At 59.8% G+C, this 24,431-nt stretch carries 26 protein-coding genes; 11 read left to right on the top strand and 15 right to left on the bottom strand.

Translation table 11 applies throughout. The features are described from left to right. Window positions 1-109: 109 nt before the first annotated feature. The 5 genes from ABTV29_RS26905 to ABTV29_RS26925 are packed head-to-tail and all read right to left on the bottom strand — an operon-like array spanning window position 110 to window position 3,153. On the bottom strand, window positions 110-415 hold the full coding sequence (locus tag ABTV29_RS26905; protein ID WP_433767595.1) for an STAS domain-containing protein: 306 nt from the start codon (window positions 413-415) through the stop codon (window positions 110-112). After that, complete coding sequence (locus tag ABTV29_RS26910) at window positions 412-1,065, bottom strand: MlaC/ttg2D family ABC transporter substrate-binding protein (RefSeq protein WP_433767596.1); 654 nt, start codon at window positions 1,063-1,065, stop codon at window positions 412-414. Before ABTV29_RS26910 ends, ABTV29_RS26905 begins: the two co-directional genes overlap by 4 nt. Before the next feature lie 11 nt (window positions 1,066-1,076). Next, entirely contained in the window at window positions 1,077-1,544 is a 468-nt protein-coding gene (gene mlaD, locus ABTV29_RS26915; protein ID WP_046026814.1) for an outer membrane lipid asymmetry maintenance protein MlaD, read from the bottom strand. Continuing rightward, complete coding sequence (gene mlaE, locus ABTV29_RS26920) at window positions 1,544-2,341, bottom strand: lipid asymmetry maintenance ABC transporter permease subunit MlaE (RefSeq protein ID WP_433767597.1); 798 nt, start codon at window positions 2,339-2,341, stop codon at window positions 1,544-1,546. The genes mlaD and mlaE overlap by 1 nt, the downstream gene beginning before the upstream one ends. After that, window positions 2,341-3,153, bottom strand: coding sequence for an ATP-binding cassette domain-containing protein (locus ABTV29_RS26925; RefSeq protein ID WP_433767598.1), 813 nt, complete (start codon window positions 3,151-3,153; stop codon window positions 2,341-2,343). Before ABTV29_RS26925 ends, mlaE begins: the two co-directional genes overlap by 1 nt. Window positions 3,154-3,428: 275 nt before the next feature. Here ABTV29_RS26925 and ABTV29_RS26930 point away from each other — a divergent pair, with 275 nt between their 5' ends. The 10 genes from ABTV29_RS26930 (at window position 3,429) to ABTV29_RS26975 (ending at window position 10,456) form a co-directional block, all read left to right on the top strand. Further along, window positions 3,429-4,403, top strand: a complete 975-nt coding sequence (locus tag ABTV29_RS26930; protein ID WP_433767599.1) for a KpsF/GutQ family sugar-phosphate isomerase — start codon at window positions 3,429-3,431, stop codon at window positions 4,401-4,403. After that, window positions 4,404-4,928, top strand: coding sequence for a KdsC family phosphatase (locus ABTV29_RS26935; protein WP_433767600.1), 525 nt, complete (start codon window positions 4,404-4,406; stop codon window positions 4,926-4,928). Window positions 4,929-4,936: 8 nt separating this feature from the next. Further along, window positions 4,937-5,509 (top strand): LPS export ABC transporter periplasmic protein LptC, encoded by a 573-nt coding sequence (gene lptC / locus ABTV29_RS26940; protein ID WP_433767601.1) that lies wholly within the window; start codon window positions 4,937-4,939, stop codon window positions 5,507-5,509. Further along, entirely contained in the window at window positions 5,496-6,044 is a 549-nt protein-coding gene (gene lptA / locus ABTV29_RS26945; RefSeq protein ID WP_433767602.1) for a lipopolysaccharide transport periplasmic protein LptA, read from the top strand. The genes lptC and lptA overlap by 14 nt, the downstream gene beginning before the upstream one ends. Beyond that, the gene (lptB, locus tag ABTV29_RS26950; RefSeq protein WP_433767603.1) at window positions 6,044-6,769 is read left to right on the top strand and encodes an LPS export ABC transporter ATP-binding protein; all 726 of its coding nucleotides are present in this window, start codon (window positions 6,044-6,046) and stop codon (window positions 6,767-6,769) included. The genes lptA and lptB overlap by 1 nt, the downstream gene beginning before the upstream one ends. Before the next feature lie 182 nt (window positions 6,770-6,951). Further along, window positions 6,952-8,445 carry an RNA polymerase factor sigma-54 gene (locus tag ABTV29_RS26955; RefSeq protein WP_433767604.1) on the top strand — a complete coding sequence of 498 codons (1,494 nt, stop codon included), beginning with the start codon at window positions 6,952-6,954 and terminating at the stop codon, window positions 8,443-8,445. Window positions 8,446-8,519: 74 nt separating this feature from the next. Next, on the top strand, window positions 8,520-8,828 hold the full coding sequence (hpf, locus tag ABTV29_RS26960; RefSeq protein WP_047537716.1) for a ribosome hibernation-promoting factor, HPF/YfiA family: 309 nt from the start codon (window positions 8,520-8,522) through the stop codon (window positions 8,826-8,828). A gap of 12 nt (window positions 8,829-8,840) precedes the next feature. After that, on the top strand, window positions 8,841-9,305 hold the full coding sequence (gene ptsN, locus ABTV29_RS26965; protein WP_433767605.1) for a PTS IIA-like nitrogen regulatory protein PtsN: 465 nt from the start codon (window positions 8,841-8,843) through the stop codon (window positions 9,303-9,305). A gap of 2 nt (window positions 9,306-9,307) precedes the next feature. Beyond that, window positions 9,308-10,165 carry an RNase adapter RapZ gene (rapZ, locus tag ABTV29_RS26970; RefSeq protein ID WP_433767606.1) on the top strand — a complete coding sequence of 286 codons (858 nt, stop codon included), beginning with the start codon at window positions 9,308-9,310 and terminating at the stop codon, window positions 10,163-10,165. Between the two features lie 15 nt (window positions 10,166-10,180). Further along, complete coding sequence (locus tag ABTV29_RS26975; RefSeq protein ID WP_433767607.1) at window positions 10,181-10,456, top strand: HPr family phosphocarrier protein; 276 nt, start codon at window positions 10,181-10,183, stop codon at window positions 10,454-10,456. A 73-nt stretch (window positions 10,457-10,529) separates the two neighbouring features. Here the strand turns inward: ABTV29_RS26975 and ABTV29_RS26980 are convergent, their stop codons facing one another. The 6 genes from ABTV29_RS26980 to pmbA all read right to left on the bottom strand — a co-directional run bounded on the left by ABTV29_RS26980 (window position 10,530) and on the right by pmbA (window position 15,860). Next, on the bottom strand, window positions 10,530-11,423 hold the full coding sequence (locus ABTV29_RS26980; RefSeq protein WP_433767608.1) for a ZIP family metal transporter: 894 nt from the start codon (window positions 11,421-11,423) through the stop codon (window positions 10,530-10,532). A 29-nt stretch (window positions 11,424-11,452) separates the two neighbouring features. Beyond that, window positions 11,453-12,064 carry a superoxide dismutase gene (locus tag ABTV29_RS26985; RefSeq protein ID WP_433767609.1) on the bottom strand — a complete coding sequence of 204 codons (612 nt, stop codon included), beginning with the start codon at window positions 12,062-12,064 and terminating at the stop codon, window positions 11,453-11,455. Between the two features lies 1 nt (window position 12,065). After that, window positions 12,066-12,494 (bottom strand): hypothetical protein, encoded by a 429-nt coding sequence (locus ABTV29_RS26990; protein ID WP_433767610.1) that lies wholly within the window; start codon window positions 12,492-12,494, stop codon window positions 12,066-12,068. 27 nt (window positions 12,495-12,521) lie between these two features. Next, a complete protein-coding gene (locus ABTV29_RS26995) occupies window positions 12,522-13,898 on the bottom strand; it encodes a class II fumarate hydratase (protein WP_433767611.1) in 1,377 nt (458 codons plus the stop codon). Then, window positions 13,879-14,286: a FagA protein gene (locus ABTV29_RS27000; RefSeq protein ID WP_433767612.1), complete on the bottom strand. Its 408-nt coding sequence runs from the start codon at window positions 14,284-14,286 to the stop codon at window positions 13,879-13,881. Before ABTV29_RS27000 ends, ABTV29_RS26995 begins: the two co-directional genes overlap by 20 nt. 227 nt (window positions 14,287-14,513) lie before the next feature. Beyond that, entirely contained in the window at window positions 14,514-15,860 is a 1,347-nt protein-coding gene (gene pmbA, locus ABTV29_RS27005) for a metalloprotease PmbA (protein ID WP_433767613.1), read from the bottom strand. Window positions 15,861-15,968: 108 nt separating this feature from the next. Here pmbA and yjgA point away from each other — a divergent pair, with 108 nt between their 5' ends. Continuing rightward, entirely contained in the window at window positions 15,969-16,493 is a 525-nt protein-coding gene (gene yjgA, locus ABTV29_RS27010; protein ID WP_433767614.1) for a ribosome biogenesis factor YjgA, read from the top strand. Window positions 16,494-16,541: 48 nt separating this feature from the next. On the opposite strand, the gene tldD is transcribed toward yjgA, so the two are convergent. The 4 genes from tldD to rng all read right to left on the bottom strand — a co-directional run bounded on the left by tldD (window position 16,542) and on the right by rng (window position 24,375). Next, window positions 16,542-17,984: a metalloprotease TldD gene (gene tldD / locus ABTV29_RS27015; protein ID WP_433767615.1), complete on the bottom strand. Its 1,443-nt coding sequence runs from the start codon at window positions 17,982-17,984 to the stop codon at window positions 16,542-16,544. A gap of 12 nt (window positions 17,985-17,996) precedes the next feature. After that, a complete protein-coding gene (locus ABTV29_RS27020) occupies window positions 17,997-18,851 on the bottom strand; it encodes a carbon-nitrogen hydrolase family protein (protein WP_433767616.1) in 855 nt (284 codons plus the stop codon). Between the two features lie 187 nt (window positions 18,852-19,038). Then, entirely contained in the window at window positions 19,039-22,842 is a 3,804-nt protein-coding gene (locus ABTV29_RS27025) for a YhdP family protein (RefSeq protein WP_433767617.1), read from the bottom strand. Window positions 22,843-22,917: 75 nt separating this feature from the next. After that, on the bottom strand, window positions 22,918-24,375 hold the full coding sequence (gene rng / locus ABTV29_RS27030; RefSeq protein WP_433767618.1) for a ribonuclease G: 1,458 nt from the start codon (window positions 24,373-24,375) through the stop codon (window positions 22,918-22,920). Window positions 24,376-24,431: the final 56 nt, after the last annotated feature.

The following is a 24,431-nucleotide window of genomic DNA, read 5'->3' on the forward strand; positions in this document are numbered from 1 at the left end:
ACCTCAATCGGCGCCCTGTGCGCGCGGGTCGGACATCATACAAAAAAGCCCCGCGCCTGCGAACCCCGCGGAGCAGGACTCTGACGGGGGGCTTGTTTATCGATGCGGTTCAGGGGTGCGCCAAAAGCTCGTTCAGTTCACTGACTTCGGCGATTTCGCGCATTTCTTCCGGCATCCCGCGGATGGTCAGCGTCTTGCCGGCCGCCTGTGCATCACGCATGAAGCACAGCAACAACGATAGCCCGACGCTGCTGGACTTCGTCACCGCGGAACAATCGACAACCAGTGCCGCGGCCTTGCTCGCCTTGATCAGCGCCTGCCCCTGCTCGCGCAGGCCAGGACCGGTGCGATAATTCAGTACGCCGCTCAGCCGCAACTCGCCGGCGGCGTCCATCAGGACTGCCGACTCACTCATTGGGTGCTTTTCTCAGGGGATTTATCAGCAGTTTCCTTGGCTTTTGCGACCTCGCCGGCCCAACCGTTGATGGTCTTGTCCAGATCGTTGCCGTTGCGCTGCATTGCATCGGCGAACTGGTCACGGAACAGCTTGCCAATGTTGATCCCGTTGATAATGACGTTACGCAGCTTCCATTCTCCATTGACCTTTTCCATGGTGTAGGACACAGGATAGATCGCGCCGCTGCTGCCCTTGACCGTCATGCCAACGCTGGTGCGGTCGCCCGACTCATCCTTGGCAGGATCAACAGTGATGCCCTGGTTGTTGTATTCGAGCAGGGCATTGCCGTAGAACTGGAACAGGCCCTTTTTGAAGTTCTCTTCAAAGGTCTTCATTTGCGCAGGTGTGGCTTTGCGCGAGTACTTGACCGTCATGATGCTCTTGGAAATGCCTTCGGCATCCACGACAGGCCCGACAATGCGGTTCAGCGCTGCGTAGAAGTCATTCGGATCCTGCTTGTATTTCTCTTTGTTGGCGGTCAGGTCGGCCAGCATACGGTTCGTGGTGTCCTGCACCAGATCGTGCGCGGAAGGCGCCGCCACGGCGTTAGCCATCAACGGCAAGGCCGCGAGCAATACCAACAGGCCACGTCGCAAGGTAGAGATCATTTAAAAATTCCTCATTTGGCGTCTTTGCTAACGGTATTGAGAAGAAACTTGCCAATCAGGTCTTCGAGCACCAGCGACGACTGCGTGTCGTGGATTGTGCCGCCATCCTTGAGCAGGGCTTCTTCCCCGCCGACGCTGATGCCGATGTACTTCTCACCCAACAACCCAGCGGTCAGGATAGATGCAGTGGAATCGGCCGGCAGGTTATCTACGCGCTTTTCCAGCTGCATGGTCACTCGACCGGTGAAGCTGTCACGATCCAGATCGATCGCCGTGACCTTGCCGATGGTCACACCGGCCATGGTCACTTTAGCTCTGACCGTCAAACCGGCGATATTGTCGAAATACGCATAAAGTTTATAGGTGTCGGTGCTCGGGCTCGGGGACAAGCCACTGACTCGCAGCGCCAGCAGCAGCAAAGCCAGGATGCCAGCCAGCAAGAAAAGGCCGACACCGATTTCCAGGGTGCGGTTTTGCATCAGAAATCTCCAAACATCAAGGCGGTCAAAATAAAGTCCAGACCGAGCACCGCCAGAGAGGCGTATACCACGGTCTTGGTAGTGGCACGACTGATCCCCTCGGAAGTGGGCTCGCAGTCATAGCCTTGGAATACGGCGATCCAGGTCACGACAAAGGCAAAAACCATGCTTTTGATGATGCCGTTGAGCACATCGTCGGCAAAGGTCACGCTGTTCTGCATGTTCGACCAGTAGGAACCTTCATAAACACCCAGCCAGTCGACGGCCACCCACGAACCACCCCAGATGCCCACCACGCTGAAAATCATCGCCAGCACCGGCAGGGAAATGAAGCCGGCCCACAAGCGTGGGGCAATGATGTACTTGAGCGGGTCGACCCCGATCATTTCCAGGCTGGACAATTGCTCGGTGGACTTCATGTTGCCGATTTCCGCCGTCAATGCCGAACCGGCACGGCCGGCAAACAGCAAGGCCGTCACCACCGGGCCCAATTCGCGCAACAGTGTCAGCGCCACCATCTGCCCGACCGCCTGCTCCGAACCGTAGCTGGACAGAATGTTGAAGCCCTGCAGCGCCAGCACCATGCCAATGAATATCCCGGAGACCACAATGATCACCAGCGACATCACGCCAACGGAGTGCAGCTGCTTGACCAGCAGGCCGAAAGCGCCGCCGATGCCGCCGCGACCGAGCAAAGCGTGGAACAGGAACAGCGTCGAACGACCGAACACGGAAACGGTGTCGATCCCGGCCAGGCCGAACCGGCGTATGCGTTCTATTAATGAAATTCTGCGCATCAGCGGCGCTTCCCCAGAAGATCTGCGCGGTAATCCGTCGCTGGAAAGTGGTACGCAACCGGGCCGTCAGGCTCGCCGGTCATGAATTGACGGATTTTCGGCTCATCCGAGTTCATCAGCTCCTCAGGCGTGCCCTGCCCCAACACCTGCCCGTCGCCCACCACATAGATGTAATCGGCAATGCTCGCGGTCTCCGCCAGATCGTGGGAAACCACGATGCTGGTGATGCCCAGCGCGTCGTTGAGCAGGCGGATCAGGCGCACCAACACGCCCATGGCGATCGGGTCCTGGCCGACAAAGGGCTCGTCATACATGAGAATCTGGGGATCCAGCGCGATGGCCCGCGCCAGTGCGACACGACGTTTCATACCGCCAGACAGCTCATCGGGCATCAGCTCGATGGCGCCACGCAAACCCACGGCCTGCAATTTGAGCAGGACGATGTCGCGGATCATTTCTTCGGGCAGATCGGTGTGAACGCGTAATGGAAAGGCGACGTTCTCGAACACATCGAGATCGGTAAACAGGGCACCGCTCTGGAACAGCACGCCCATGTGCTTGCGAGCATCGAACAGATCGCTGCGCGAGAGTTTCGGCAGGTTCTGACCGTTGACCCAGACTTCGCCCTTGGTCGGTCGCAGCTGCGCGCCCATCAACCGCAGGAGCGTCGTCTTGCCACAGCCGGAAGGTCCCATGATGCCGGTGACCTTGCCGCGCGGAATACGGATATCGACGTTATTGAAAATGCTGCGCGCACCGCGCTTGAAGGAAAGTCCCTTCAGCTCGACCGCGTAGGCGTTATCGGCACTCATCTAAACTCCTTGCGATGCAGTCTCTCACTCGGACGCCTGACTTTCTGACGAAAGCACATACCTCCGGGCGGGCCGAACTGGCGGCGAACTATATCACTGCAAAGCCCACGCGCCCAAGGTCATTACCACGTCATATTGCTGGACTAGACGAGCAAAACGCTTCATTTAGAGGGATTCGTTAAACAGGAAAGGACAATGCACGACGAACTTGCGTGAGGGTTTCGATCATAACCGCTATAATCGCCGCCTTTTCATCAGGCTAAACGATTTCTGACATGAGCCAATCCAGCGACCTGATTCAATCCGCCCAACGCACCATCCGCCTCGAAGTGGAAGCCGTACAAGGCTTGATGCCGCAAATCGACGCAGATTTCGTACGCGCCTGCGAGATGATTCTGGCCAGCAAAGGCCGCGTGGTCGTGGTCGGCATGGGCAAGTCGGGGCATATCGGCAGGAAGATCGCTGCCACCCTGGCCAGCACCGGTACCACGGCATTTTTCGTCCACCCGGCTGAAGCCAGTCATGGCGACATGGGCATGATCACCCGCGACGACATCATCCTCGCGCTGTCCAACTCCGGCTCCACCAATGAAATCATTACCCTGCTGCCGCTGATCAAGCGCCTGGGCATCCAGCTGATCAGCATGACCGGCAACCCCGATTCGCCGCTGTCCAAGGCCGCCGAGGTCAACCTCAACGTTAACGTCGCGCATGAAGCCTGCCCGCTGAATCTGGCCCCCACTTCCTCGACGACCGCCGCACTGGTCATGGGCGACGCCCTGGCCGTCGCGCTGCTGGACGCACGCGGCTTTACCGCCGAGGACTTCGCGTTCTCCCATCCGGGCGGCGCGCTGGGCCGACGCCTGTTGCTGAAAGTGGAAAGTGTCATGCACGCCGGCCCGGAGTTGCCGCAGGTGCAACGTGGCACCCTGCTCAAGGACGCGCTGATGGAAATGACCCGCAAGGGCCTGGGCATGACGGTAATTCTCGAAGCCGACGGCAAACTGGCCGGGATCTTCACTGACGGCGATTTGCGCCGCACCCTGGACCGCCCCATCGATATCCACAGCGTCACCATCGACCAGGTCATGACCGCCCACGGCAAGACCGCCCGCGCCGAGATGCTCGCCGCCGAGGCCCTGAAAATCATGGAAGATCACAGAATCAATGCACTGGTCGTTGTTGATGACGAAGATCGCCCGATCGGCGCCTTCAACCTTTCCGATCTGCTGCGCGCAGGAGTCATGTAAATGAGCACCGACCTACTGCAACGCGGCAAGGCGATCAAACTGGCGGTGTTCGATGTCGACGGCGTCCTCACCGACGGTCGCCTGTACTTCCTTGAAGACGGCAGCGAATTCAAGACGTTCAACACCCTCGATGGCCAGGGCATCAAGATGCTGATGGCGGCCGGCGTGCAGACCGCCATCATCAGCGGCCGCAAGACCCCGGTGGTCGAGAGACGAGCGAAGAACCTCGGCATTCCCCACCTGTATCAGGGCCGCGAAGACAAACTGGTGGTGCTCGACGAGCTTCTTGGCCAACTCAACCTAAGCTATGAACAGGTTGCCTATCTTGGTGACGACCTGCCCGACCTGCCAGTGATTCGCCGCGTAGGACTGGGCATGGCAGTAGCCAATGCCGCCAGTTTCGTGCGCGAACACGCTCACGGCGTGACCCAGGCCCGCGGTGGCGAAGGTGCCGCCCGTGAGTTCTGTGAATTGATCCTGCGAGCTCAGGACTGCCTCGATGCGGCAAACGCCGCGTACCTGTGAGCCTGACCATGTTTAGCAAAAAGCTTCGTAAGACACTGCTGCTCACCTTCATTGCCGCGATTTTCGCCGCGGTCGGCTACTGGAACATCAGTCCGGAACGCTTCCTCGACAAGCCACCGGCCAAGACTACGGAAAGCCCGATCGACTGGTACGCGACCAACACTCACACCTTGCAATACCTCGAAGACGGCAAGGTGCAGTACGAAATGACATCCGAGAAGGCCGAACACGTGAAGGCCACCGACGTCACCCTGGTTACCAAGCCTGACCTGAACATGTACCGCGGCACTGATTTCCCGTGGCACGTGACCAGCGACCATGGCGAAGTGAACTCCGGCGGTACCGAGGTAGAACTGATCGACAATGTGCGCGTCAAGCGCACCGATGAAAAAAACCGCGACACGCTCATCACCTCCACTCGCATGACGGTGTTCCCGCAGGAGCAATATGCGCAGACCCAGCAACCCGTTAGAATCGACGGCGCTGGCGGCGTATCGACTGGCGTAGGAATGAAAGCGTATTTGAAGGAAAGCAGGATACACCTGCTATCGAACGTAAGAGGACAGTATGAGGCTCGTTAAAACCCTCCCTATTTTGCTCAGTCTGGGCGCAGCACTGGGAAGCGTGAGCGCCTGGGCTCTGCCGGACGACCAACAGCAGCCAATCCGCATTCAGGCCGACGATGCCCAGCTGGACGACAAGAATGGCATTGCCACTTACACCGGCGATGTGATCATCACCCAGGGGTCGATGAAGGTTACCGGCAACAAAGTGACCATGACCCGCGCCCCCAACGGCGACATCGACGTGGTGACCTCGGTAGGCAACCTGGCCTACTTCGAGCAACTGCAGACCGCGGGCGACACCAAGCCTGTGCAGGGTTGGGGTGTGACCATCCAGTACCACGCCCAGCAAAATCGCGTCGTGCTGATCGATCGCGCCAAAGTGATCGACAAGGACAACAACACCACCCAGGGCGAGAAAATCGTCTACGACACGGTCAAGAAGCTGGCCAGTGCCGGTCGCGCCACCGGTAGCAAAGTCACCGAAGCGCGCCCACGCATCGACATGGTGATCCAGCCGAAAAAGAAAACCGACGAGCAAAAGGCCCAGTAATGGCAACTCTGAAAGCTCAGCATCTGGCCAAGAGCTACAAGAGCCGCCAGGTCGTGCGTGACGTCAGCCTGTCCATCGACAGCGGTCAGATCGTCGGCCTGCTCGGCCCTAACGGCGCCGGCAAGACCACCTGCTTCTACATGATTGTCGGCCTGGTAAGGGCCGATCAGGGCCGTGTGCTGATCGACGACCTGGATGTCAGCCACCAGCCAATGCACGGTCGCGCGAAAGCCGGTATCGGCTACCTGCCGCAGGAAGCCTCGATCTTCCGCAAGCTCTCGGTGGCCGACAACATCATGGCGATCCTGGAGACCCGCAAGGAACTCGACAAGGCAGGCCGTCGCCGTGAGCTGGAGAGCCTGCTTCAGGAATTCCACATCAGCCACATCCGCGACAACCTCGGCATGAGCCTGTCCGGTGGTGAACGCCGCCGCGTGGAAATTGCCCGTGCACTGGCCACCAATCCGAAATTCATCCTGCTCGATGAACCCTTCGCCGGCGTGGACCCGATTTCGGTGGGCGACATCAAGCAGATCATCCACCACCTCAAGGCCAAGGGCATTGGCGTGCTGATCACCGACCACAACGTCCGCGAGACTCTGGACATCTGCGAAACCGCCTATATCGTCAATGATGGGCAGTTGATCGCCGAAGGCGACGCCGAGACGATTCTGGCCAACAACCTGGTCAAGGAAGTGTACCTGGGCCATGAGTTCCGCCTGTAAGCACTGAGGTGCAAGGCTGGTCGACCGAGCGCTTGTCTCGATAAAAAATCAACACTTTTTTATTGTTACAGCGCTCTAGGCAAACACTGCAATATCAGGCATATAATTTGCTTATGTTTGGCGCTCCGGCGCCCTGTAGTGGATGGCGCATGCGCGCCGGAATAAGGTGTTAAGCCCCTGCCATGAAACCATCGCTAGTCTTGAGAATGGGCCAGCAGCTGACGATGACACCGCAGCTGCAACAGGCCATCCGCCTGCTCCAATTGTCGACCCTGGACCTGCAACAGGAAATCCAGGAGGCCCTGGAGTCCAATCCGATGCTCGAACGCCAGGAAGAAGGCGACGACTTCGATAACTCCGACCCCATGGCCGACAACGTCGAACAGAAGCCAAACACAGAAATTCAGGAACCCTCCTACCAGGAAAGCACGCCGACGGTCGACAACCTCGATGAAGGTGACTGGAACGAGCGCATTCCCAATGAACTGCCCGTCGACACCGCCTGGGAAGATGTCTATCAGACCAGCGCCAGCAGCCTGCCAAGCAACGATGACGACGAATGGGATTTCACCACCCGCACATCGGCTGGTGAAAGCCTGCAAAGCCATCTGCTGTGGCAATTGAACCTGGCGCCGATGTCCGACACCGACCGCCTGATCGCCGTGACCCTGATCGATTGCATCAACAATCAGGGCTATCTCGACGAAACCCTCGAAGAAATCCTCGAAGCCTTCGATCCGGAACTGGATATCGAGCTGGACGAAATCGAAGCCGTCCTGCACCGCATCCAGCAATTCGAGCCCGCCGGCATCGGCGCTCGCAACCTGGGCGAATGCCTGCTGCTGCAACTGCGCCAGTTGCCAGCCAAGACCCCATGGCTGAACGAGGCCAAGCGCCTGGTCACCGATTACATCGACCTGCTCGGCAGCCGCGATTACAGTCAATTGATGCGCCGCATGAAGCTCAAGGAAGATGAGCTGCGCCAGGTGATCGAACTGGTCCAGAGCCTCAACCCGCGCCCAGGCTCGCAAATCGAGTCCACCGAAGCCGAGTACGTCGTCCCCGACGTGATCGTGCGCAAGGACAACGAGCGCTGGCTGGTGGAGCTCAACCAGGAGTCGGTGCCACGGTTGCGGGTCAACGCCCAGTACGCCGGCTTTGTCCGCCGCGCCGACACCAGTGCCGACAACACCTTCATGCGCAATCAGTTGCAGGAAGCCCGCTGGTTCATCAAGAGCCTGCAAAGCCGCAACGAAACCCTGATGAAAGTGGCCACCCAGATTGTCGAGCATCAGCGCGGCTTCCTGGAGTACGGCGACGAAGCCATGAAACCGCTGGTCCTGCATGACATCGCTGAAGCGGTCGGCATGCACGAGTCGACGATCTCACGTGTGACCACCCAGAAGTTCATGCACACCCCCCGGGGCATCTATGAGCTGAAGTACTTTTTCTCCAGTCACGTCAGCACGTCCGAGGGCGGCGAATGCTCGTCCACGGCGATCCGCGCGATCATCAAAAAACTGGTTGCCGCTGAAAATCAGAAAAAGCCGTTGAGTGACAGCAAGATCGCTGGTTTACTGGAGGCACAAGGCATTCAGGTGGCTCGCCGCACCGTCGCCAAGTACCGCGAATCCCTCGGGATCGCGCCTTCGAGCGAACGCAAGCGGTTGATGTAGAGCCACGCCACAGCGTTCCAGTGGCAGGTATTTCTGCCTGCCGCTTTATGCACTGGCAACGAAGGAGAAGCTGTATGCAAGTCAACATCAGTGGACACCAACTGGAAGTGACCGAACCTCTTCGCACCTACATCGGCGAAAAACTCCAACGATTGGAGCGGCATTTCGACAAGATCACCAACGTGCAGGTCACGATGACCGTCGAAAAGCTGAAGCAGAAAATCGAAGCCACACTGCATATTCCCGGCAATGAAGTCGTCGCCAACGCGGAACATACCGATATGTACGCGGCGATCGACGCATTGACCGACAAGCTGGATAAACAACTCAAAAAGCATAAGGAAAAGACCCAGAGCCTCCTCCAGGGCGCTACCGGTCGTTAACCCCCCCATCCCATGATCCGACTTGAAAGTATCCTGACCCCCGGCCGTTCCCTGGTGAACGTGCCGGGCGGCAGTAAAAAGAAAGCCCTCGAACAAATTGCCAACCTCATCCATCGCGAAGTGCCGGATCTGGAGATGCAAGATGTCTTCGAGGCATTGGTGTCCCGTGAAAAACTCGGCTCAACGGGTTTTGGCAACGGCATCGCCATTCCTCATTGCCGCCTCAGGGGTTGTACCTCGCCTATCAGTGCCTTGATGCACCTGGATGCCCCTATCGATTTTGACGCTATCGATGGTGCTCCGGTCGACCTGCTGTTCGTCCTGCTGGTCCCGGAAGCCGCCACCGACGCACATCTGGAGCTGTTGCGCCAGATCGCCAGCATGCTCGACCGCAAGGACGTGCGCGACAAACTGCGCAGCGCCCCGAGCAATGAAGCCTTGTATCAGGTTGTCCTGGACGAGCAAAACAGGCAGTAACCATGCGCTTGATCATTGTCAGCGGCCGCTCCGGCTCAGGTAAAAGTACCGCCCTCGATGTACTTGAGGACAACGGCTACTACTGCATCGACAACCTGCCCGCCGGGTTGCTGCCGGAACTGGCCGAACGCGCGTTGATTCACACGGAGTTGCTACAGCCGCTGGTTGCGGTATCCATCGATGCCCGTAACCTGCCAAGTCACTTGTCGCGTTTCCCGGAATTGCTGGAGGAGGTCCGCAACCGGCATATCCAGTGCGATGTCCTGTACCTGGATGCCGACGAGGAGACCTTGCTCAAGCGCTTCTCGGAAACCCGTCGTCGTCACCCGCTGAGCAATGCCAATCGCTCGCTTGCCGAAGCGATCAAAGATGAAAAGATCCTGCTCGACCCCATTGCGGACCTCGCCGATCTCAAAATCGACACCACCAACCTGAACCTGTATCAACTGCGCGACTCCATCAAGCTACGCCTGCTGAATCAACCAGAGCCCGGTACAGCGTTTCTGGTGGAGTCTTTCGGCTTCAAGCGTGGCATGCCGGTAGACGCCGATCTGGTATTCGATGTTCGCTGCCTGCCCAATCCTTACTGGAAGCCGGAATTGCGTGCGCAGTCCGGTCTCGATTTGCCGGTTGCCGAATACCTGGCGGCACAGCCGGATGTTGAAGAGATGTTCCAGGACATCTCCACTTATTTGCTCAAATGGTTGCCCCGCTTTGCTGCCAGTAACCGCGCCTATGTCACCATTGCCATCGGTTGCACCGGCGGGCATCACCGCTCTGTCTATCTGACCGAGCGGCTGGGCAAGACCCTGCAGCAATCCCTGAAGAACGTCCAGGTCCGCCACCGCGACCTCAGCTAAAGGATTCACATCGCGATGCCTGCTCGGGAAATCGAAATCATCAATAAACTGGGTTTGCATGCCCGGGCATCTGCAAAATTCGTCGGAGTCGCCGGCCAATTCAAGGATTGCACAATCAGGGTTGGACGCACGCCGGAGTCCACGGTCGACGGCAAAAGCATCATGGCCATGATGATGCTCGCCGCCGGCAAGGGCACCAAGATCCACCTGAGCACGGAAGGTGCGCAGGAACAGGAAGCAATGGATGCGCTGGTGACTTTGATCAACAACTACTTCGACGAAGGCGAATAAACGCAAAGATCGCAGCCTGCGGCAGCTCTTGCACGAATCCATGCAGGAACTGCCGCAGGCTGCGATCTTTTATTCAACCCAACGCAGTATCCATCACCATCATCAAACAGAAGCCGATCAACACCCCAAGGCTGGCCAGTTTGTCGTGACCATTGCGACGCGATTCGGGAATGACTTCGTGGGTCACCACCAACAACATCGCCCCCGCCGCCAATGCCAGGCCCAATGGCAACAGCAGTTCTGCCAGGCTCACCAGCCAAGCGCACAACAGAGCGAATACCGGCTCGACCAGGCCTGATGCCGCACCGATCAGGAACGCCTTGAACCGCGACATCCCTGCCCCGGCCAACACCAAAGCGATCACCAACCCCTCCGGCACATCCTGCAGGGCAATGCCCATCGCCAGGCTGTCAGCATCCGGCATGCCTCCACCCGCAGACACGCCTACCGCCATGCCTTCGGGAATGTTATGGGCAATGATCGCGAACACGAACAACCAGATTCGGGGCGGAATGACCGGATGCTCCAGGGTGCCGATAAGCTCCTGCGGCGATGCACCGGACACTTTGCGATCGACCAGGAACAGGCCGAATGCACCGAGCATGATGCCCAAGCAAATCAAACCGCTGGACGCCCATGGGGTCATGCCGAGTGTTTCCGCCGCGGCAATGCCCGGCACGATCAGCGAAAACGCAGTCGCAGCCAGCATCACTCCGGCCCCAAACCCCAACAATGTATCGCTGAGTACCTGGGGCATGCGCCGAATCACCAGTACCGGGACAGCCCCAAGCGCGGTGCCGAGTGCGCAGATTGCCCCGCCTTGCAATGCCCGAGACAGCCTCGGCTCCAGATCAAGCCACTCCAGCCCGTGCGCCACCAGCAAGCTCATGCCCGCCAGTACCAGCAGCGATCCAAACGCGTAACGAAACATTCGCCCACTTCCGACCACCAGTGTTTGCGTGCCCATATTCAGCCTTGGATTGTTTTCAGGAGGACTTAATTCAAAGCAGCCTGATAGCGCGTAGCGACTTCAGGCCAATTGATCACGTTGTAGAACGCACTGATGTATTCCGGGCGGCGGTTCTGATACTGCAGGTAGTAGGCATGCTCCCAGACATCCAGACCGAGAATCGGCGTATTGCCGTTCATCAATGGGCTGTCCTGGTTACCGCTGCTCTCCACGACCAGGGTCTTGTCCGGTGTCACGCTCAGCCAAGCCCAGCCACTACCAAATCGGGTCAGCGCCGCCTTGGTGAAGGCCTCCTTGAAACTGTCGAGGCCGCCCAGTTGCTCGTCGATGGCCCTGGCCAAATCGCCTTCAGGTTTGCCACCACCCTGAGGTGCCATGACCTCCCAGAACAGTGAATGGTTGGCATGACCACCGCCCTGATTGATCACCGCCGCGCGGAGTTTTTCCGGCAGTTGCTGCACGGCGGCCACCAGCTTTTCCACCGGCCACTCGGCGAACTCGGTGCCTTCGACCGCGGCATTCAGGTTGTTGATGTAGGTCTGGTGATGCTTGGTGTAATGAATCTCCATGGTCTTTGCATCGATGTGCGGTTCCAGGGCGTCGTAGGCGTACGGCAAGGCAGGCAAGGTAAAAGCCATTTCAATGAACTCCATGAAGTTGAGGCGCAGGCGAGGTGGCATCGATGTGCAGCAAACGATGGGTGCGCGGGTACTCGCCGTATTCGCTGATGAAATTCAGCAGCTCGACATAGGTCTTGCTGCTCTGACGTAGCGCGGCTTCACGCAATGCCTGCGGCAGCCGCGGATCCTGCATGGCCTGCAACAGCCGCTGGTGAATCGCGCACAGGTACTCGGCGCTCTCCTCCGGCTGGTTCAAACGCAAATGCAGGTCCGCCAGGTTGTGATGGGAAATCACGCAGGCCGCCACCGCTTCATCGGCATTCGCCCAGCGCTCGAACAGCACCTGGGCCAGGGCCAATGCCTGCAAGTAAGCCTCGCGGGCATCGACCAGTTCACCCTGCATGAAAAAACGATTGGCTCTTTCGATCGTGCGTTTCCAGTGCTCCATGGTGTGCCTCCAAAGCGGCAGCGGGGCTTACACGCCGCCTGCGGTGAGTTTTTCCGGGTTGAGCAACTCTTCCAGCTGGCTGCGCGACAGCTCGGTGTGTTCCAGCGCGACATCGATCACCGGCCGACCTTGTGCATAGGCTTTCTTGGCGATTTCGGCGGCTTTCTGGTAGCCAATGATCGGGTTGAGCGCGGTGACCAGAATCGGATTGCGCGACAGTGCTTCCTTGAGTCGGGACTCGTTGACCTTGAAGCTGGCGATGGCCTTTTCACCTAGCAAGCGGCTGGCATTGGCCAGCAGTTCGATACTGCTCAGCAGGTTCTGGGCGACGATCGGCAGCATCACATTCAGCTCGAAGTTGCCCGACTGACCGGCGATGGTGATGACCGTGTCGTTGCCGATTACCTGGGCTGCGACCATGGCAGTGGCTTCCGGAATCACCGGATTGACCTTGCCGGGCATGATCGAGGAGCCAGGCTGCAAGGCTTCGAGCTCGATTTCACCGAGACCGGCCAAGGGTCCGGAGTTCATCCAGCGCAGATCGTTGGCGATTTTCATCAGCGATACCGCCGTCGCCTTGAGCTGGCCGGAAACCGCGACCGCAGTGTCCTGGGAACCGATCAAAGCAAACAGATCCACGCCCGGCGTGAATTCCACCTTGGTCAATTGGCTCAGTTGCTGGCTGAAACGCGCTGCAAATTCAGGATGCGCATTGATACCGGTGCCCACCGCCGTGCCGCCCTGCGCCAAAGATTGCAGGCTTGGTTGCAGGCCTTGCAGATGGCCGATGTTGGCCTTGAGCTGCTGGGCCCAACCGTTGAGCACCTGGCTCAGGCGCACCGGCATCGCGTCCATCAGGTGGGTGCGTCCGGTTTTGACATGGTGATGAACCTGCCCGGCCTTGTGCTCGATCACCTGCACCAGGCCATTCAGGGCCGGCAGCAACTGCTCATGCAGCGCCAGGGCGGCACTGACGTGAATGGTGGTCGGGATGATGTCGTTGCTGCTCTGGCCGCAGTTGACGTGATCATTGGGGTTCACCGGCTCGCCGAGCAGGCGGCTGGCCAGGGTGGCGATCACTTCGTTGGCGTTCATGTTGGAACTGGTGCCGGAACCGGTCTGGAAAATATCCACCGGGAAGTGCTGCATGAAATCGCCTTCCAGCAGGCCCTGCGCCGCATCGACGATGGCCTTGCCCTGGGACGCGCTGATCTGCCTGAGCTCGACGTTCGCCCGGGCTGCCGCGGCCTTGGCCAGGATCAACGCTCGAATGAATTGCACCGGCATGGGTTTGCCGCTGATCGGGAAGTTATCCACTGCACGTTGGGTCTGCGCGCCGTAGAGGGCGTCTTCCGGGACCTGAAGCTCGCCCATGCTGTCGCGCTCAATACGTGTCTTGGTCATCTGAAAATCCTTGCACCAGTTCGATAAGAGGAATGGAGGGTTGCAACTCGCAGGTCGCCAGTTGCCAGGTGTAGCTCTGCCAGCGTTTGAGGCGGCATTTGCAAAGGGAAAGGCGCTCCAGCTCACGCAAAGGGCGCCATGCCTGATCCAGGCAGTAGGTGCGCCAGTGCCACGGCAGCGCGACGTCGGTGGCAGTGTCGAGCAACAGTCGGAAAGAGGTTTCAGCGACGGTCCAGGCAGAGGTGGCCGTGCAACACGCCAGATACCGGCCTTCGGCCAGGTAATGTTCGATCAGGCGGGGTTCGTCGGGATCCATCGCGCAACGGATCTGGCGGCTCATCCAGCGCCAGTTTTCGAGGTAAGGCTGCTCGTGCAAGGCAGAACTCATGATCCGGGCTCATTCGGTAATGAGATTTATTATTAGATGATAATGAGAACCAAAACAAGTGTGTCTGTGTATGTGACCACTGCGGGGGGCGGGGCTTGTCCGCGATGTTTTTTTTGCGGTCTGAAGGGCCTCATCGCGAGCAAGCTCGCTCCTACAGGGATTTTCATGAGCCCAATAAAAAGGCGCGCCACCCGATGGGTGGCGCGCCTTGTCTACAGCGAGGAAGATCAGCTACCGGCGACCATCATCCGTTCGATCAGCACCGAACCCGTGCGAATGTTGCTGCGCAGCTCCAGGTCATTCCCCACGGCGACGATCTGCTTGAACATATCGCGCATGTTGCCGGCGATGGTCACTTCCTGCACCGCGAACTGGATTTCACCGTTCTCGACCCAGTATCCCGCCGCGCCGCGCGAGTAGTCGCCGGTCACCATGTTCAGCCCCTGCCCCATCAGCTCGGTCACCAGCAGGCCGCGGCCCATGCGGCGCATCAAGGCCGCCTGGTCTTCGTCGCCATGGGTCACGAACAGGTTGTGCACGCCGCCTGCGTTGGCGGTGCTGGGCATGCCGAGTTTGCGACCGGAATAAGTGCCGAGAATGTAGGACACCAGCTCGCCCTTTTCGACGAACGGCTTGGCATAGGTCGCCAGGCCATCACCATCGAATGCTGCACTGCCCAGGGCCCGCATCAGATGCGGACGCTCATCGAGGGTCAGCCACTCGGGAAACAACTTCTGCCCCAGGGTGCCTTCGAGGAACGACGACTTGCGATACAGGCTGCCCCCGGAAACCGCCGACAGGAAACTGCCGAACAGACCACCGGCCAGCTCTGCGGAAAACAATACCGGCACTTCGCAGGTCGGCACCGGACGCGCACCCAGGCGGCTCGCCGCACGTTGCGCGGCACGCTGGCCGATGCTCACCGGGTCCGCCAGCAAATTGCCCAGGCGATTCACGTCGTACCAGTAGTCGCGCTGCATCTGGCCATCGGCCTCGGCGATCATCACGCAGCTAAGGCTGTGACGCGTCGACGCATAGCCGCCGATAAACCCGTGGCTGTTGCCGTAGACGCGGCAACCCTGGTGAGTGCTCAGGGTGGTGCCGTCGGCGTTTTTGATCCGCGCGTCGGCATCGAATGCGGCGGCTTCACAGAGCAAGGCTTTTTCGATGGCCTGTTCCGGGGTGATGTCCCAGGCGTGGAAAAGGTCGAAATCCTGCGGATCCCTGGCCATCAGCGCGGCATCGGCCAGGCCCGAGGCTTCGTCTTCGGAGGTGTGTTTGGCGATGGCCAGTGCGGCGGCAACGGTTTCGCGAATGGCGTCAGGGCCGCTGGCCGAGGTGCTGGCCGATCCCTTGCGCTGACCGACATACAAAGTGATGCCAAAGCCCTGATCGCGGTTGAACTCGACAGTTTCGACCTCACGTTGACGGACCGTCGTCGACAGGCCCTGCTCCAGGGACACCGCCACCTCGCAGGCACTGGCCCCCTGGCGCTTGGCTTCAGCGATGATCTGCTCGACCTGTTCCTGCAGTGCCGGCAATGCTTGTGGGCCGACGCTTTCAACTGCACTCATGCTGTTCTCCACTCAAATTCTGCTTTCGGTAACGGTCATCGAGCGACCGGGCCGGACAAGCGGCCCCCGACTGGTTATCATGGCGGCGTTTCTTTGCGGACTGCCACCATGGTTGATTCTTACGACGACTCCCTCGATACGGGAGAAAAAAGCAAATCCCAGGTCAAACGCGAGCTGCATGCTCTGGTTGACCTCGGCGAGCGCCTTACAACGCTCAAGCCTGACTTGCTCAACAAACTGCCCTTGACCGACGCTCTGCGCCGGGCCTTGGCCGATGCGCCCAAGCACACCGCACACATCGCGCGTAAGCGGCATCTCCAGTTCATCGGCAAACTGATGCGCGATCAGGACACTGACGCCATTCTGGTTCTGCTCGATCAACTCGATGCCTCCACTCGCCAGTACAACGAGCGCTTCCATAACCTGGAGCGCTGGCGGGATCGCCTGATTGCCGGTGACGATGCCGTTCTGGAAAAATTCGTCGTCGAATACCCGGACGCCGATCGCCAGCAACTGCGTTCCCTGATCCGTCAGGCCCAGCACGAGGTTGCGCAAAACAAGCCTCCTGCTTCCAGCCGTAAAATCTTCAAGTACATCCGTGAGCTGGACGAGACTCAACGCGGCCTGCGTTAAGTCCCCGACCGGGTGAATCGCCCTGCGATTCACCCAAGGCTCCCTCTCTTACGACCCCGTGCCACCCACGGTGATCGCATCAATTTTCAGCGTTGGCTGACCGACACCCACCGGCACCGACTGCCCATCCTTGCCGCACGTCCCCACGCCGCTGTCCAGCGCCAGGTCGTTACCGACCATCGACACTCTGCTCATGGCTTCAGGACCGTTGCCAATCAGCGTCGCGCCTTTGACCGGGGCAGTAATTTTGCCGTCTTCGATCAGGTACGCCTCGCTGGTGGAGAACACGAACTTGCCGCTGGTGATATCCACCTGACCGCCGCCAAGGTTGGCGCAGTAGATGCCCTTTTTCACCGAGGCGATGATTTCCGCCGGATCGCTTTCGCCACCAAGCATGTAGGTATTGGTCATACGCGGCATCGGCAGATGGGCGTAGGACTCGCGACGCCCGTTACCGGTGCGGGCCACGCCCATCAGGCGCGCATTGAGCTTGTCCTGCATGTACCCTTTGAGTACGCCGTTTTCGATCAGTGTGGTGCACTCGGTCGGGGTGCCTTCATCATCGACGCTCAGGGAGCCACGACGACCGGCCAGTGTGCCGTCATCGACGATGGTGCACAGCTTGGACGCAACCATCTCACCCATGCGCCCGCTGTAAGCCGAACTGCCCTTGCGATTGAAATCGCCTTCCAGACCGTGGCCTACCGCTTCGTGCAGCAGCACGCCCGACCAGCCGGAGCCGAGCACCACCGGCAAGGTGCCTGCCGGAGCCGGGATGGCCTCCAGATTGACCAACGCCTGGCGCAGCGCTTCACGGGCATAGCTCATGGCACGGTCTTCGGCGAGGAAATAACGATAATCGGTGCGACCGCCACCGCCATGACCACCGCGCTCACGACGGCCGTTCTGCTCGACGATCACACTGACGTTGAAGCGCACCAGCGGTCGCACGTCTGCGGCCAGCCCACCATCGGTGGACGCCACCAGAATCCGCTCCCAGACGCCGGCCATGCTCACGGTGACTTGCTGGATGCGTGGATCAAGCGCACGGGTCGCTGCATCGATGCGCTTGAGCAGGTCGACCTTCTCGGCACGGGTCAGCACTTCCAGAGGGTTGTCCGGTGCGTACAACTGCGCGACGTCCTGGGTGCTGAAAGCTTGCACCGTGCCGTTTTGCCCGGCCCGGGAAATCGAGCGCGCCGCACGAGCCGCCGCGCCCAGGGCTTCGAGAGTGATTGCGTTGCTGTAGGCGAATCCGGTTTTTTCACCGGATTGCGCCCGCACGCCAACACCCTGGTCAAGGTTGAAGCTGCCTTCCTTGACGATGCCGTCTTCCAGCGCCCAGGACTCGGAAATCTGCCCCTGGAAATACAGGTCGGCGGCATCGATACCCGGGCCGGCCAGATCGCCGAGCACGCCTTGCAGGCTTTCGATGGTTACGCCGCCGGGCGCCAGGAGGTGTTCACTGACTGAGGACAACAACTCGCTCATATGCTTTACGCCTTAAATTCGTCGTTCTGATGCAGGCCGCTGGGCGCCCTGCGAGAAAAAGCGCCGGTGACTGGACACCGGCATCCGCGCCCGGATGGACGCCTGTTCGCTGCTGTCGCGTTCGGCCAGCAGCACGGCCTCGCCCTGGTCCTGTTGCGCCAATACTCGTCCCCATGGGTCGACGATTGCCGCATGACCCCAGGTTTCCCGCGGCCCCGGGTGCGTGCCACCCTGAGCAGCCGCGAGCACATAACACTGGGTCTCGATCGCCCGCGCGCGTATCAGCACATCCCAGTGCGCGGCGCCGGTCACGGCGGTAAAGGCCGAGGGTGCGGTGATCAATTCCGCGCCGGCGGCACGCAATTCGCTGTAGAGCTCCGGGAAGCGCAGGTCATAGCAGACCGTCAGGCCGACTCGCCCGACCGGCGTATCCGCCACCACTACCCCACTGCCATAAGCATAGTCATCGGATTCGCGATAACGGCCGCGATTGTCGGCTACGTCCACATCGAACAGGTGCAACTTGTCGTAGCGCGCCACCGTTTCACCCTGATCATCAACCAGCAACGAGCAGGCGTGGGCTTTGCCCGCCGGTTGATCCACTGGCGGTAAAGGCAAGGTGCCAGCCACTATCCATAACCTGAGGTCACGGGCGGTCTGTTTCAACCAGGGCAGGATCGGGCCTTCCCCCAGCGCTTCGGCGCGACCGATGTCAGCGACATCGCGACGCCCCATGGCGGCGAAGTTTTCCGGCAGCACCGCCAGCTTCGCGCCGGAAGCTGCAGCCTGCTCGAGCAGGCGACAAGCCTGGGTCAGGTTGGCCAGCACATCGCTCTGGCTGACCATTTGAATCACCGCTAGGGACATGGCCTTTTCCTTGTTGAAATCAACAGATACCTGTAGGAGCGAGCTCGCTCGCGATGGAGGTAAACGATGATGCGCACTGCCTGAATGAACGCGGTGCTTCTGCGTTTTTCGCGAGCAAGCTCGCTCCTGCAGGGATTGGCGGCACCATTGGGGGCCATGCTACTCCATAGGTCCGGAGATTGGCTTTTCAAAAAGGCTTGTCGTAGGTGATTTTCGGATCTTTCCAGGGGCCTTTGACGGTGTATTTCACACTGGCAAAACGCGACACACGGTCACCGATCAACTTGTCGATCAGGAACAAGGCACCACCGACGGCCGGAGCCCCTACGAGCAACGCGGCAATCGGCAGGTTGTTGGTCACCGGCAAGGTCACCAGCAACTTCGCATCGATCTGATCGGCCACCATATTCAGGGTGCCGTCGAGTTCGATAGTGCTCGACGGGCCGGTCACGCGGATCGGCTCACGGGTGACATACACGCCGTTAGTCCCTACCAGCAGGCCCTTGACCCGGTCATAGCTCAGGCCTTTGCCGAACAGGTCGGAGAAGTCCAGGCGCAGGCGGCGGCCAATGGAGTTGAAGTTGAGCAGGCCAAACACCCTTAGTGCCTGGGCACTGCCTTCGACCTCGACAAACTGACCTTCGGTGAGTGACGCATCGAGGGTGCCGGAAAAACGCTTGGTTGCCAGCCATGCCGGTGAGCCGGGCCAGCGCCCGTCGACATCCATGCGAAATTCCTTGCTGGTGACGCTCGGCGCAAAACCCCAGCCCTTGAGCACATCCGCAAGGTTCTTGCCACTGATCCGCCCCTTGTACCAACTGTTGCTGGCTCCCGGCGCACCTTCCCAGCCGCCGCTACCCTGCAACAGGATGCCCTTGAGGCCCATGTCCAGCGAGTTAAGGGCAATACCCTTGCCCGTCGGACGCACCTTCAACGACCAGCCGCCAACCAGGTCGTTACCCTGGAACAACTGGTTGACGGTGATATCCATCGCCGGAATTTTGCTCGGATCGACCGAGGCCAACGGGTCCGGGGCGTTTTCATCCGCCAGTGCCGTCGGATCAGGCGCTGGCAGGCGCACGGTTTGCAGGTTGATCACGATCGGTGCGGACTTCGCATCAGGAAGAGTGGCACTGCCCTTGACCTGCTGGCTGTCGAGCTGCAAAGCCCAGGCAGAGGGTTTTCGCGCCAGTTGAACGGACGCCTCATCCAGGGTCGTGCCCAGCGCACTGAGCTTGCCGACTTTGAAATCGGCGCCACTGAGCAACTGCTTGGCACTGCCGCCCGGGTCCTGCCCGGCATACTTGTTCACCAGATCCTGCCAAGGGCCGACGTCCAGTTCCGACAGCACGCCGCGTATCCGCAAGCCCTTGGTGCCAGGCAGTACGGCATCGCCATTGCCCAGGAACAACTCACCCCGCCCGTCCGCGAAATTGCCGGCCGGCGCGGCGAAGGTGAAGTTGGCCAATTCACCGTAGTTGACCCAATAGCGCCGCTCCGGGCCTTGCAGGGTCATGCGGAACGTCGTGTCACGCCCCGCATCCGCTGTCATGCCAAAAGGCGCAGGCAGGTCGACCGACACACCCTTGAGGATGGAATTGACCATCAACTGGCTGTCGGCGCCGTCCAGGGTCAGTTGCAGCTGATAGGGGATCAGGCCGCTCACTGGCAACGGCTGGGTAACGCTCAGCCAGTCGGTGAGCTTCTTGACTTCGACCTGGCCCGAGGCGTTGACCCGGGTCTTGAGTTTGCCCGGACCGCCATCGGCAAAAATCTGCGCGCTCACCGGTTTGTCGAAAGCACGCGCGGTGATGTTTTGCCCGCTCAGGCCTTTGTTGCTGTCGAAACGGAAATCACCTTTGAGTTGAGTCAATTCCAGCGGCGGCTCAGGCAGTTTCAGGCGGGACTTGGCGGTCTTGAAGTCAACCAGGATCTTCGGCTGCTCGCCCTTGACCAGCGGAATATCCAGCTTCAACTTGCCTTGCAGTTCCCCTTCACCCTCCCAGCCGGCGAAGGTTTCGGCCGTGCCGATCGGCGCCTCTTTGAGGATTTTCAGGCCATCGCCCAGCCCTCCGGCGAAACCGCCGTCGAGGAACAGGTGGACACTTTGCCCTTCCGGCACGTGGGGAATATTGACGTAGATGTCGCTGACCTGGGTATCGAGCAATTGCCCCTTGCTGGCCAGGATCCGCACTCCGCTGTCTTCAACGAACACATCGCCCGTGACCTTGCTGACATGGGGCCAACCGGGCTGGAACGCCAGCTCGGCATCGTGAACCTTGAAAAACAGACTGATGCTGCGCGCCTCGGGTGTCGCGCCATGGTTCAACGACCCTTGGTACTGGAAGAAACCCTGGTCGATCGCGCCCTTGAGGATCGCCGTGCGCAACCACTCGTCCAGCGCCGGACTCAGGACAGCCGGTAGATACTTGGCGGTATAGCGCCCGTCTCCGTCCACCATGCCGACCCGCAGGTCCATGTAATCTTCCTGGTTGTGATCGAAATGCAGGCGGATCAGGAAGTCACCGGCAATCTTGCCCTCCTCTCCCAGCACTTTCAGGTAGGGCGCGATCAGGGTGAAGCCTTCTTTGTCGAGCTTCCAGGTCAAGCGGGCATTGGCCTGAAGGTAATTCCAGGGTTTGGCGAAAATAGGGTCCAGGTGCAGCATGAAATCCTTGGTATCCATGCGCAATTCGCCATGGCCGAGGTCGCCGCTGATGCTGCCTGTCACGTTTCGTGCTGCCGGAGCGCCGTGATAAGCGTCGAATCCCACCTGTTCGAGGTTGGCGGCGAAGCTGAATTTGCTGTCATCGGTGGCATTGGGCCGCACGTCGATCAGCACATTGCGCAACCCGCCGGTGACCTTGAGGCGCTCGACCACGGTGGCGAAGCCTTCAGGCAATGGCGCCAGGGCATTTAGCAAAGGTGTAAGCGGAGTCAGGTCGAGTCGGTCGGCCTGCAGGTGCCAGAGCTCTTCGGACTTGTCGGTCGCGCTGGTTTGTTTGACTTGTACATGGGATTCCCAACGGGTCTCGCCAAGGCTCATGGCCAGGGAGTCCAGCGTCACCAACATGCCTTCGTCGCTGCGCTGGAAATAGCCGTTGAGTGCCAGATTGTCGATCTTGACTGGCTTGCGCTGCGCGTAGGCACCCTTGAGTTGCGGCGCATTCAAACGTACCGCGGCGCTCTGCAACAAGCCTTTTCCCCAGGTCGCCCATAACTCGCCACCGGCCTTGATCTCGGAAAAACTCCATTGCTGGCTGATGCGTTCGGGCAGCCATTTGGACCAATCGCTCTGTGGCAGGCTCAGGTAAATTTCAGCCTCGCCGTCCTTCCACTGGCTGGCGCGAATGCGCGTCCGCAGGTTCATGGCCACCGGTTGGCCATCGGGCAAGGTCAGGCGGGCGTCGAGTCGCTGGCGAGTGGTACCGGTTTTCAGGGTCAGGCCGACGTAGGTCAGGGTCAGGGGCGATTCACCCCACGGCTGCAAGGTGACCTGACTGTCGAGCACGGACAACTGCTGGATCATCTGCATGCGATTGAGCAGCTGTTCCGGATCGAGAGGCTTATCGTTCTTGACCGGCAGACCTTCGAGCACCCACTCGCCGTCATCGCCTTCCTTGAGGCTGATCTTCAGGCCATTGAGCGCCAGATGAGCGATGCGCACTTCACGCGCCAGCAAGCTGGCCCACAGGTCGGGTACTGCACGCACATTCTCCAGATGCAGCGCATTGGCGCCTTCGCCAACCGTGACGTCGTGAGCCGAGACAATGGGTGCGAAGCCGCTCCAGCTGCCTTCCAGTTCACCGATCTGCAGTGGCATGCCCAGGGCCTCGGTGGCCCGGCTTTCGATTTCGGCACGGTATTCGGCCACCAGGGGCGCCAGTTCCCGGCCCAGACTGACGTACAACGCCATCAGCACCAAAACCAACGCGCACAGGCCCAGACCCCAGCGGGTCAGTGCGGCCAAAATGCGTGTCAGACGCTCCATGTCAGTCGGCTCCCATGGCAAAAGTTTTGCAAAAAGCTGAGGCCAGCCGTGCAGGAAAGGTGATGACGCCGCGTATCAGAGCAGCACCACGTCGTATTGTTCCTGGGAATACATGGTTTCTACCTGAAACCGAATGGTGCGTCCGATGAAGCCTTCCAGCTCGGCAACGTTGCCCGATTCTTCATCGAGCAGGCGATCGACGACTTTCTGGTTCGCCAATACACGATAGCCTTCCGCCTGATAGGCGCGAGCCTCGCGGAGGATTTCACGGAAAATTTCGTAGCAAATCGTCTCCGGAGTTTTCAACTTGCCGCGCCCCTGACAACTGGTGCATGGCTCGCAGAGGATTTGCTCGAGGCTTTCGCGGGTGCGCTTGCGGGTCATCTGTACCAGGCCCAACTCGGTAATGCCGATGATGTTGGTCTTGGCGTGATCGCGCTCCAGCTGTTTTTCCAGGGTCCGCAGCACCTGGCGCTGATGCTCTTCATCTTCCATGTCGATGAAGTCGATGATGATGATTCCGCCCAGGTTGCGCAGGCGCAGTTGCCGAGCAATGGCGGTGGCGGCTTCGAGGTTGGTCTTGAAGATGGTTTCTTCGAGATTGCGATGCCCGACGAACGCCCCGGTGTTGACGTCGATGGTGCTCATGGCTTCCGCCGGATCGACCACCAGGTAGCCGCCGGATTTCAGCGGGACTTTGCGTTCCAGGGCTTTCTGGATTTCGTCTTCGACACCGTACAGGTCGAAAATCGGCCGCTCGCCGGGGTAGTGTTCCAGACGATCGGCGATTTCCGGCATGAGTTCGGCGACGAACTGCGTGGTTTTCTGGAAAGTTTCCCGTGAGTCGATACGAATCTTCTCGATCTTCGGGCTCACCAGATCACGCAGGGTGCGCAGTGCCAGGCCGAGATCCTCGTAGATCACGCTGGGCGCGCTGATGGTTTTGATCTGCTCGCTGATCTGGTCCCAAAGCCGGCGCAGGTAGCGGATGTCCATGAGAATTTCGTCGGCGCCGGCACCTTCGGCCGCCGTGCGCAGGATAAAACCGCCAGCCTCCTTGATGCCTTCTTTCGCAACGCAATCACTAACCACCTGCTTCAGGCGTTCACGCTCGGCTTCGTCTTCGATCTTCAGGGAAATGCCGACATGCGCGGTGCGCGGCATGTACACCAGATAGCGCGATGGAATCGACAACTGGGTCGTCAGGCGCGCGCCCTTGGAGCCGATCGGGTCCTTGGTGACTTGCACTACCAGACTCTGGCCTTCGTGCACCAGCGCGCCGATGCTTTCCACCGCAGGACCTTCACGCAGGGAAATCTCCGAAGCATGGATGAACGCGGCACGATCCAGGCCGATATCGACGAACGCCGCCTGCATGCCCGGCAAGACCCGCACGACTTTACCCTTGTAGATATTGCCGACGATTCCGCGCTTTTGCGTGCGCTCGACATGGACCTCTTGCAGGACACCGTTTTCGACCACCGCCACGCGTGATTCCATCGGCGTGATGTTGATCAGGATCTCTTCACTCATGGCAGGGTCTCGTTCAGGCATGTTCACGATAGTGGCCGCATCTGGTCAGCACGGCG

Source organism: Pseudomonas putida (assembly GCF_050989985.1).
Taxonomy (GTDB): domain Bacteria; phylum Pseudomonadota; class Gammaproteobacteria; order Pseudomonadales; family Pseudomonadaceae; genus Aquipseudomonas; species Aquipseudomonas putida_AI.

Excerpts from the sequence above, each read along its gene's own strand:
- lptB (WP_433767603.1), top strand. The coding sequence starts at position 6,044 with ATGGCAACTCTGAAAGCTCAGCATCTGGCCAAGAGCTACAAGAGCCGC.
- ABTV29_RS26905 (WP_433767595.1), bottom strand. The coding sequence starts at position 415 with ATGAGTGAGTCGGCAGTCCTGATGGACGCCGCCGGCGAGTTGCGGCTG.
- ABTV29_RS26955 (WP_433767604.1), top strand. The coding sequence starts at position 6,952 with ATGAAACCATCGCTAGTCTTGAGAATGGGCCAGCAGCTGACGATGACA.
- rapZ (WP_433767606.1), top strand. The coding sequence starts at position 9,308 with ATGCGCTTGATCATTGTCAGCGGCCGCTCCGGCTCAGGTAAAAGTACC.
- yjgA (WP_433767614.1), top strand. The coding sequence starts at position 15,969 with ATGGTTGATTCTTACGACGACTCCCTCGATACGGGAGAAAAAAGCAAA.
- ABTV29_RS26975 (WP_433767607.1), top strand. The coding sequence starts at position 10,181 with ATGCCTGCTCGGGAAATCGAAATCATCAATAAACTGGGTTTGCATGCC.
- ABTV29_RS26980 (WP_433767608.1), bottom strand. The coding sequence starts at position 11,423 with ATGGGCACGCAAACACTGGTGGTCGGAAGTGGGCGAATGTTTCGTTAC.
- lptA (WP_433767602.1), top strand. The coding sequence starts at position 5,496 with ATGAGGCTCGTTAAAACCCTCCCTATTTTGCTCAGTCTGGGCGCAGCA.
- pmbA (WP_433767613.1), bottom strand. The coding sequence starts at position 15,860 with ATGAGTGCAGTTGAAAGCGTCGGCCCACAAGCATTGCCGGCACTGCAG.
- lptC (WP_433767601.1), top strand. The coding sequence starts at position 4,937 with ATGTTTAGCAAAAAGCTTCGTAAGACACTGCTGCTCACCTTCATTGCC.
- ptsN (WP_433767605.1), top strand. The coding sequence starts at position 8,841 with ATGATCCGACTTGAAAGTATCCTGACCCCCGGCCGTTCCCTGGTGAAC.
- hpf (WP_047537716.1), top strand. The coding sequence starts at position 8,520 with ATGCAAGTCAACATCAGTGGACACCAACTGGAAGTGACCGAACCTCTT.
- ABTV29_RS26985 (WP_433767609.1), bottom strand. The coding sequence starts at position 12,064 with ATGGCTTTTACCTTGCCTGCCTTGCCGTACGCCTACGACGCCCTGGAA.
- ABTV29_RS27025 (WP_433767617.1), bottom strand. The coding sequence starts at position 22,842 with ATGGAGCGTCTGACACGCATTTTGGCCGCACTGACCCGCTGGGGTCTG.
- ABTV29_RS26995 (WP_433767611.1), bottom strand. The coding sequence starts at position 13,898 with ATGACCAAGACACGTATTGAGCGCGACAGCATGGGCGAGCTTCAGGTC.
- mlaE (WP_433767597.1), bottom strand. The coding sequence starts at position 2,341 with ATGCGCAGAATTTCATTAATAGAACGCATACGCCGGTTCGGCCTGGCC.
- ABTV29_RS27000 (WP_433767612.1), bottom strand. The coding sequence starts at position 14,286 with ATGAGTTCTGCCTTGCACGAGCAGCCTTACCTCGAAAACTGGCGCTGG.
- ABTV29_RS26990 (WP_433767610.1), bottom strand. The coding sequence starts at position 12,494 with ATGGAGCACTGGAAACGCACGATCGAAAGAGCCAATCGTTTTTTCATG.
- tldD (WP_433767615.1), bottom strand. The coding sequence starts at position 17,984 with ATGAGCGAGTTGTTGTCCTCAGTCAGTGAACACCTCCTGGCGCCCGGC.
- ABTV29_RS26930 (WP_433767599.1), top strand. The coding sequence starts at position 3,429 with ATGAGCCAATCCAGCGACCTGATTCAATCCGCCCAACGCACCATCCGC.
- ABTV29_RS26910 (WP_433767596.1), bottom strand. The coding sequence starts at position 1,065 with ATGATCTCTACCTTGCGACGTGGCCTGTTGGTATTGCTCGCGGCCTTG.
- ABTV29_RS27020 (WP_433767616.1), bottom strand. The coding sequence starts at position 18,851 with ATGTCCCTAGCGGTGATTCAAATGGTCAGCCAGAGCGATGTGCTGGCC.
- ABTV29_RS26925 (WP_433767598.1), bottom strand. The coding sequence starts at position 3,153 with ATGAGTGCCGATAACGCCTACGCGGTCGAGCTGAAGGGACTTTCCTTC.
- rng (WP_433767618.1), bottom strand. The coding sequence starts at position 24,375 with ATGAGTGAAGAGATCCTGATCAACATCACGCCGATGGAATCACGCGTG.
- ABTV29_RS26935 (WP_433767600.1), top strand. The coding sequence starts at position 4,404 with ATGAGCACCGACCTACTGCAACGCGGCAAGGCGATCAAACTGGCGGTG.
- mlaD (WP_046026814.1), bottom strand. The coding sequence starts at position 1,544 with ATGCAAAACCGCACCCTGGAAATCGGTGTCGGCCTTTTCTTGCTGGCT.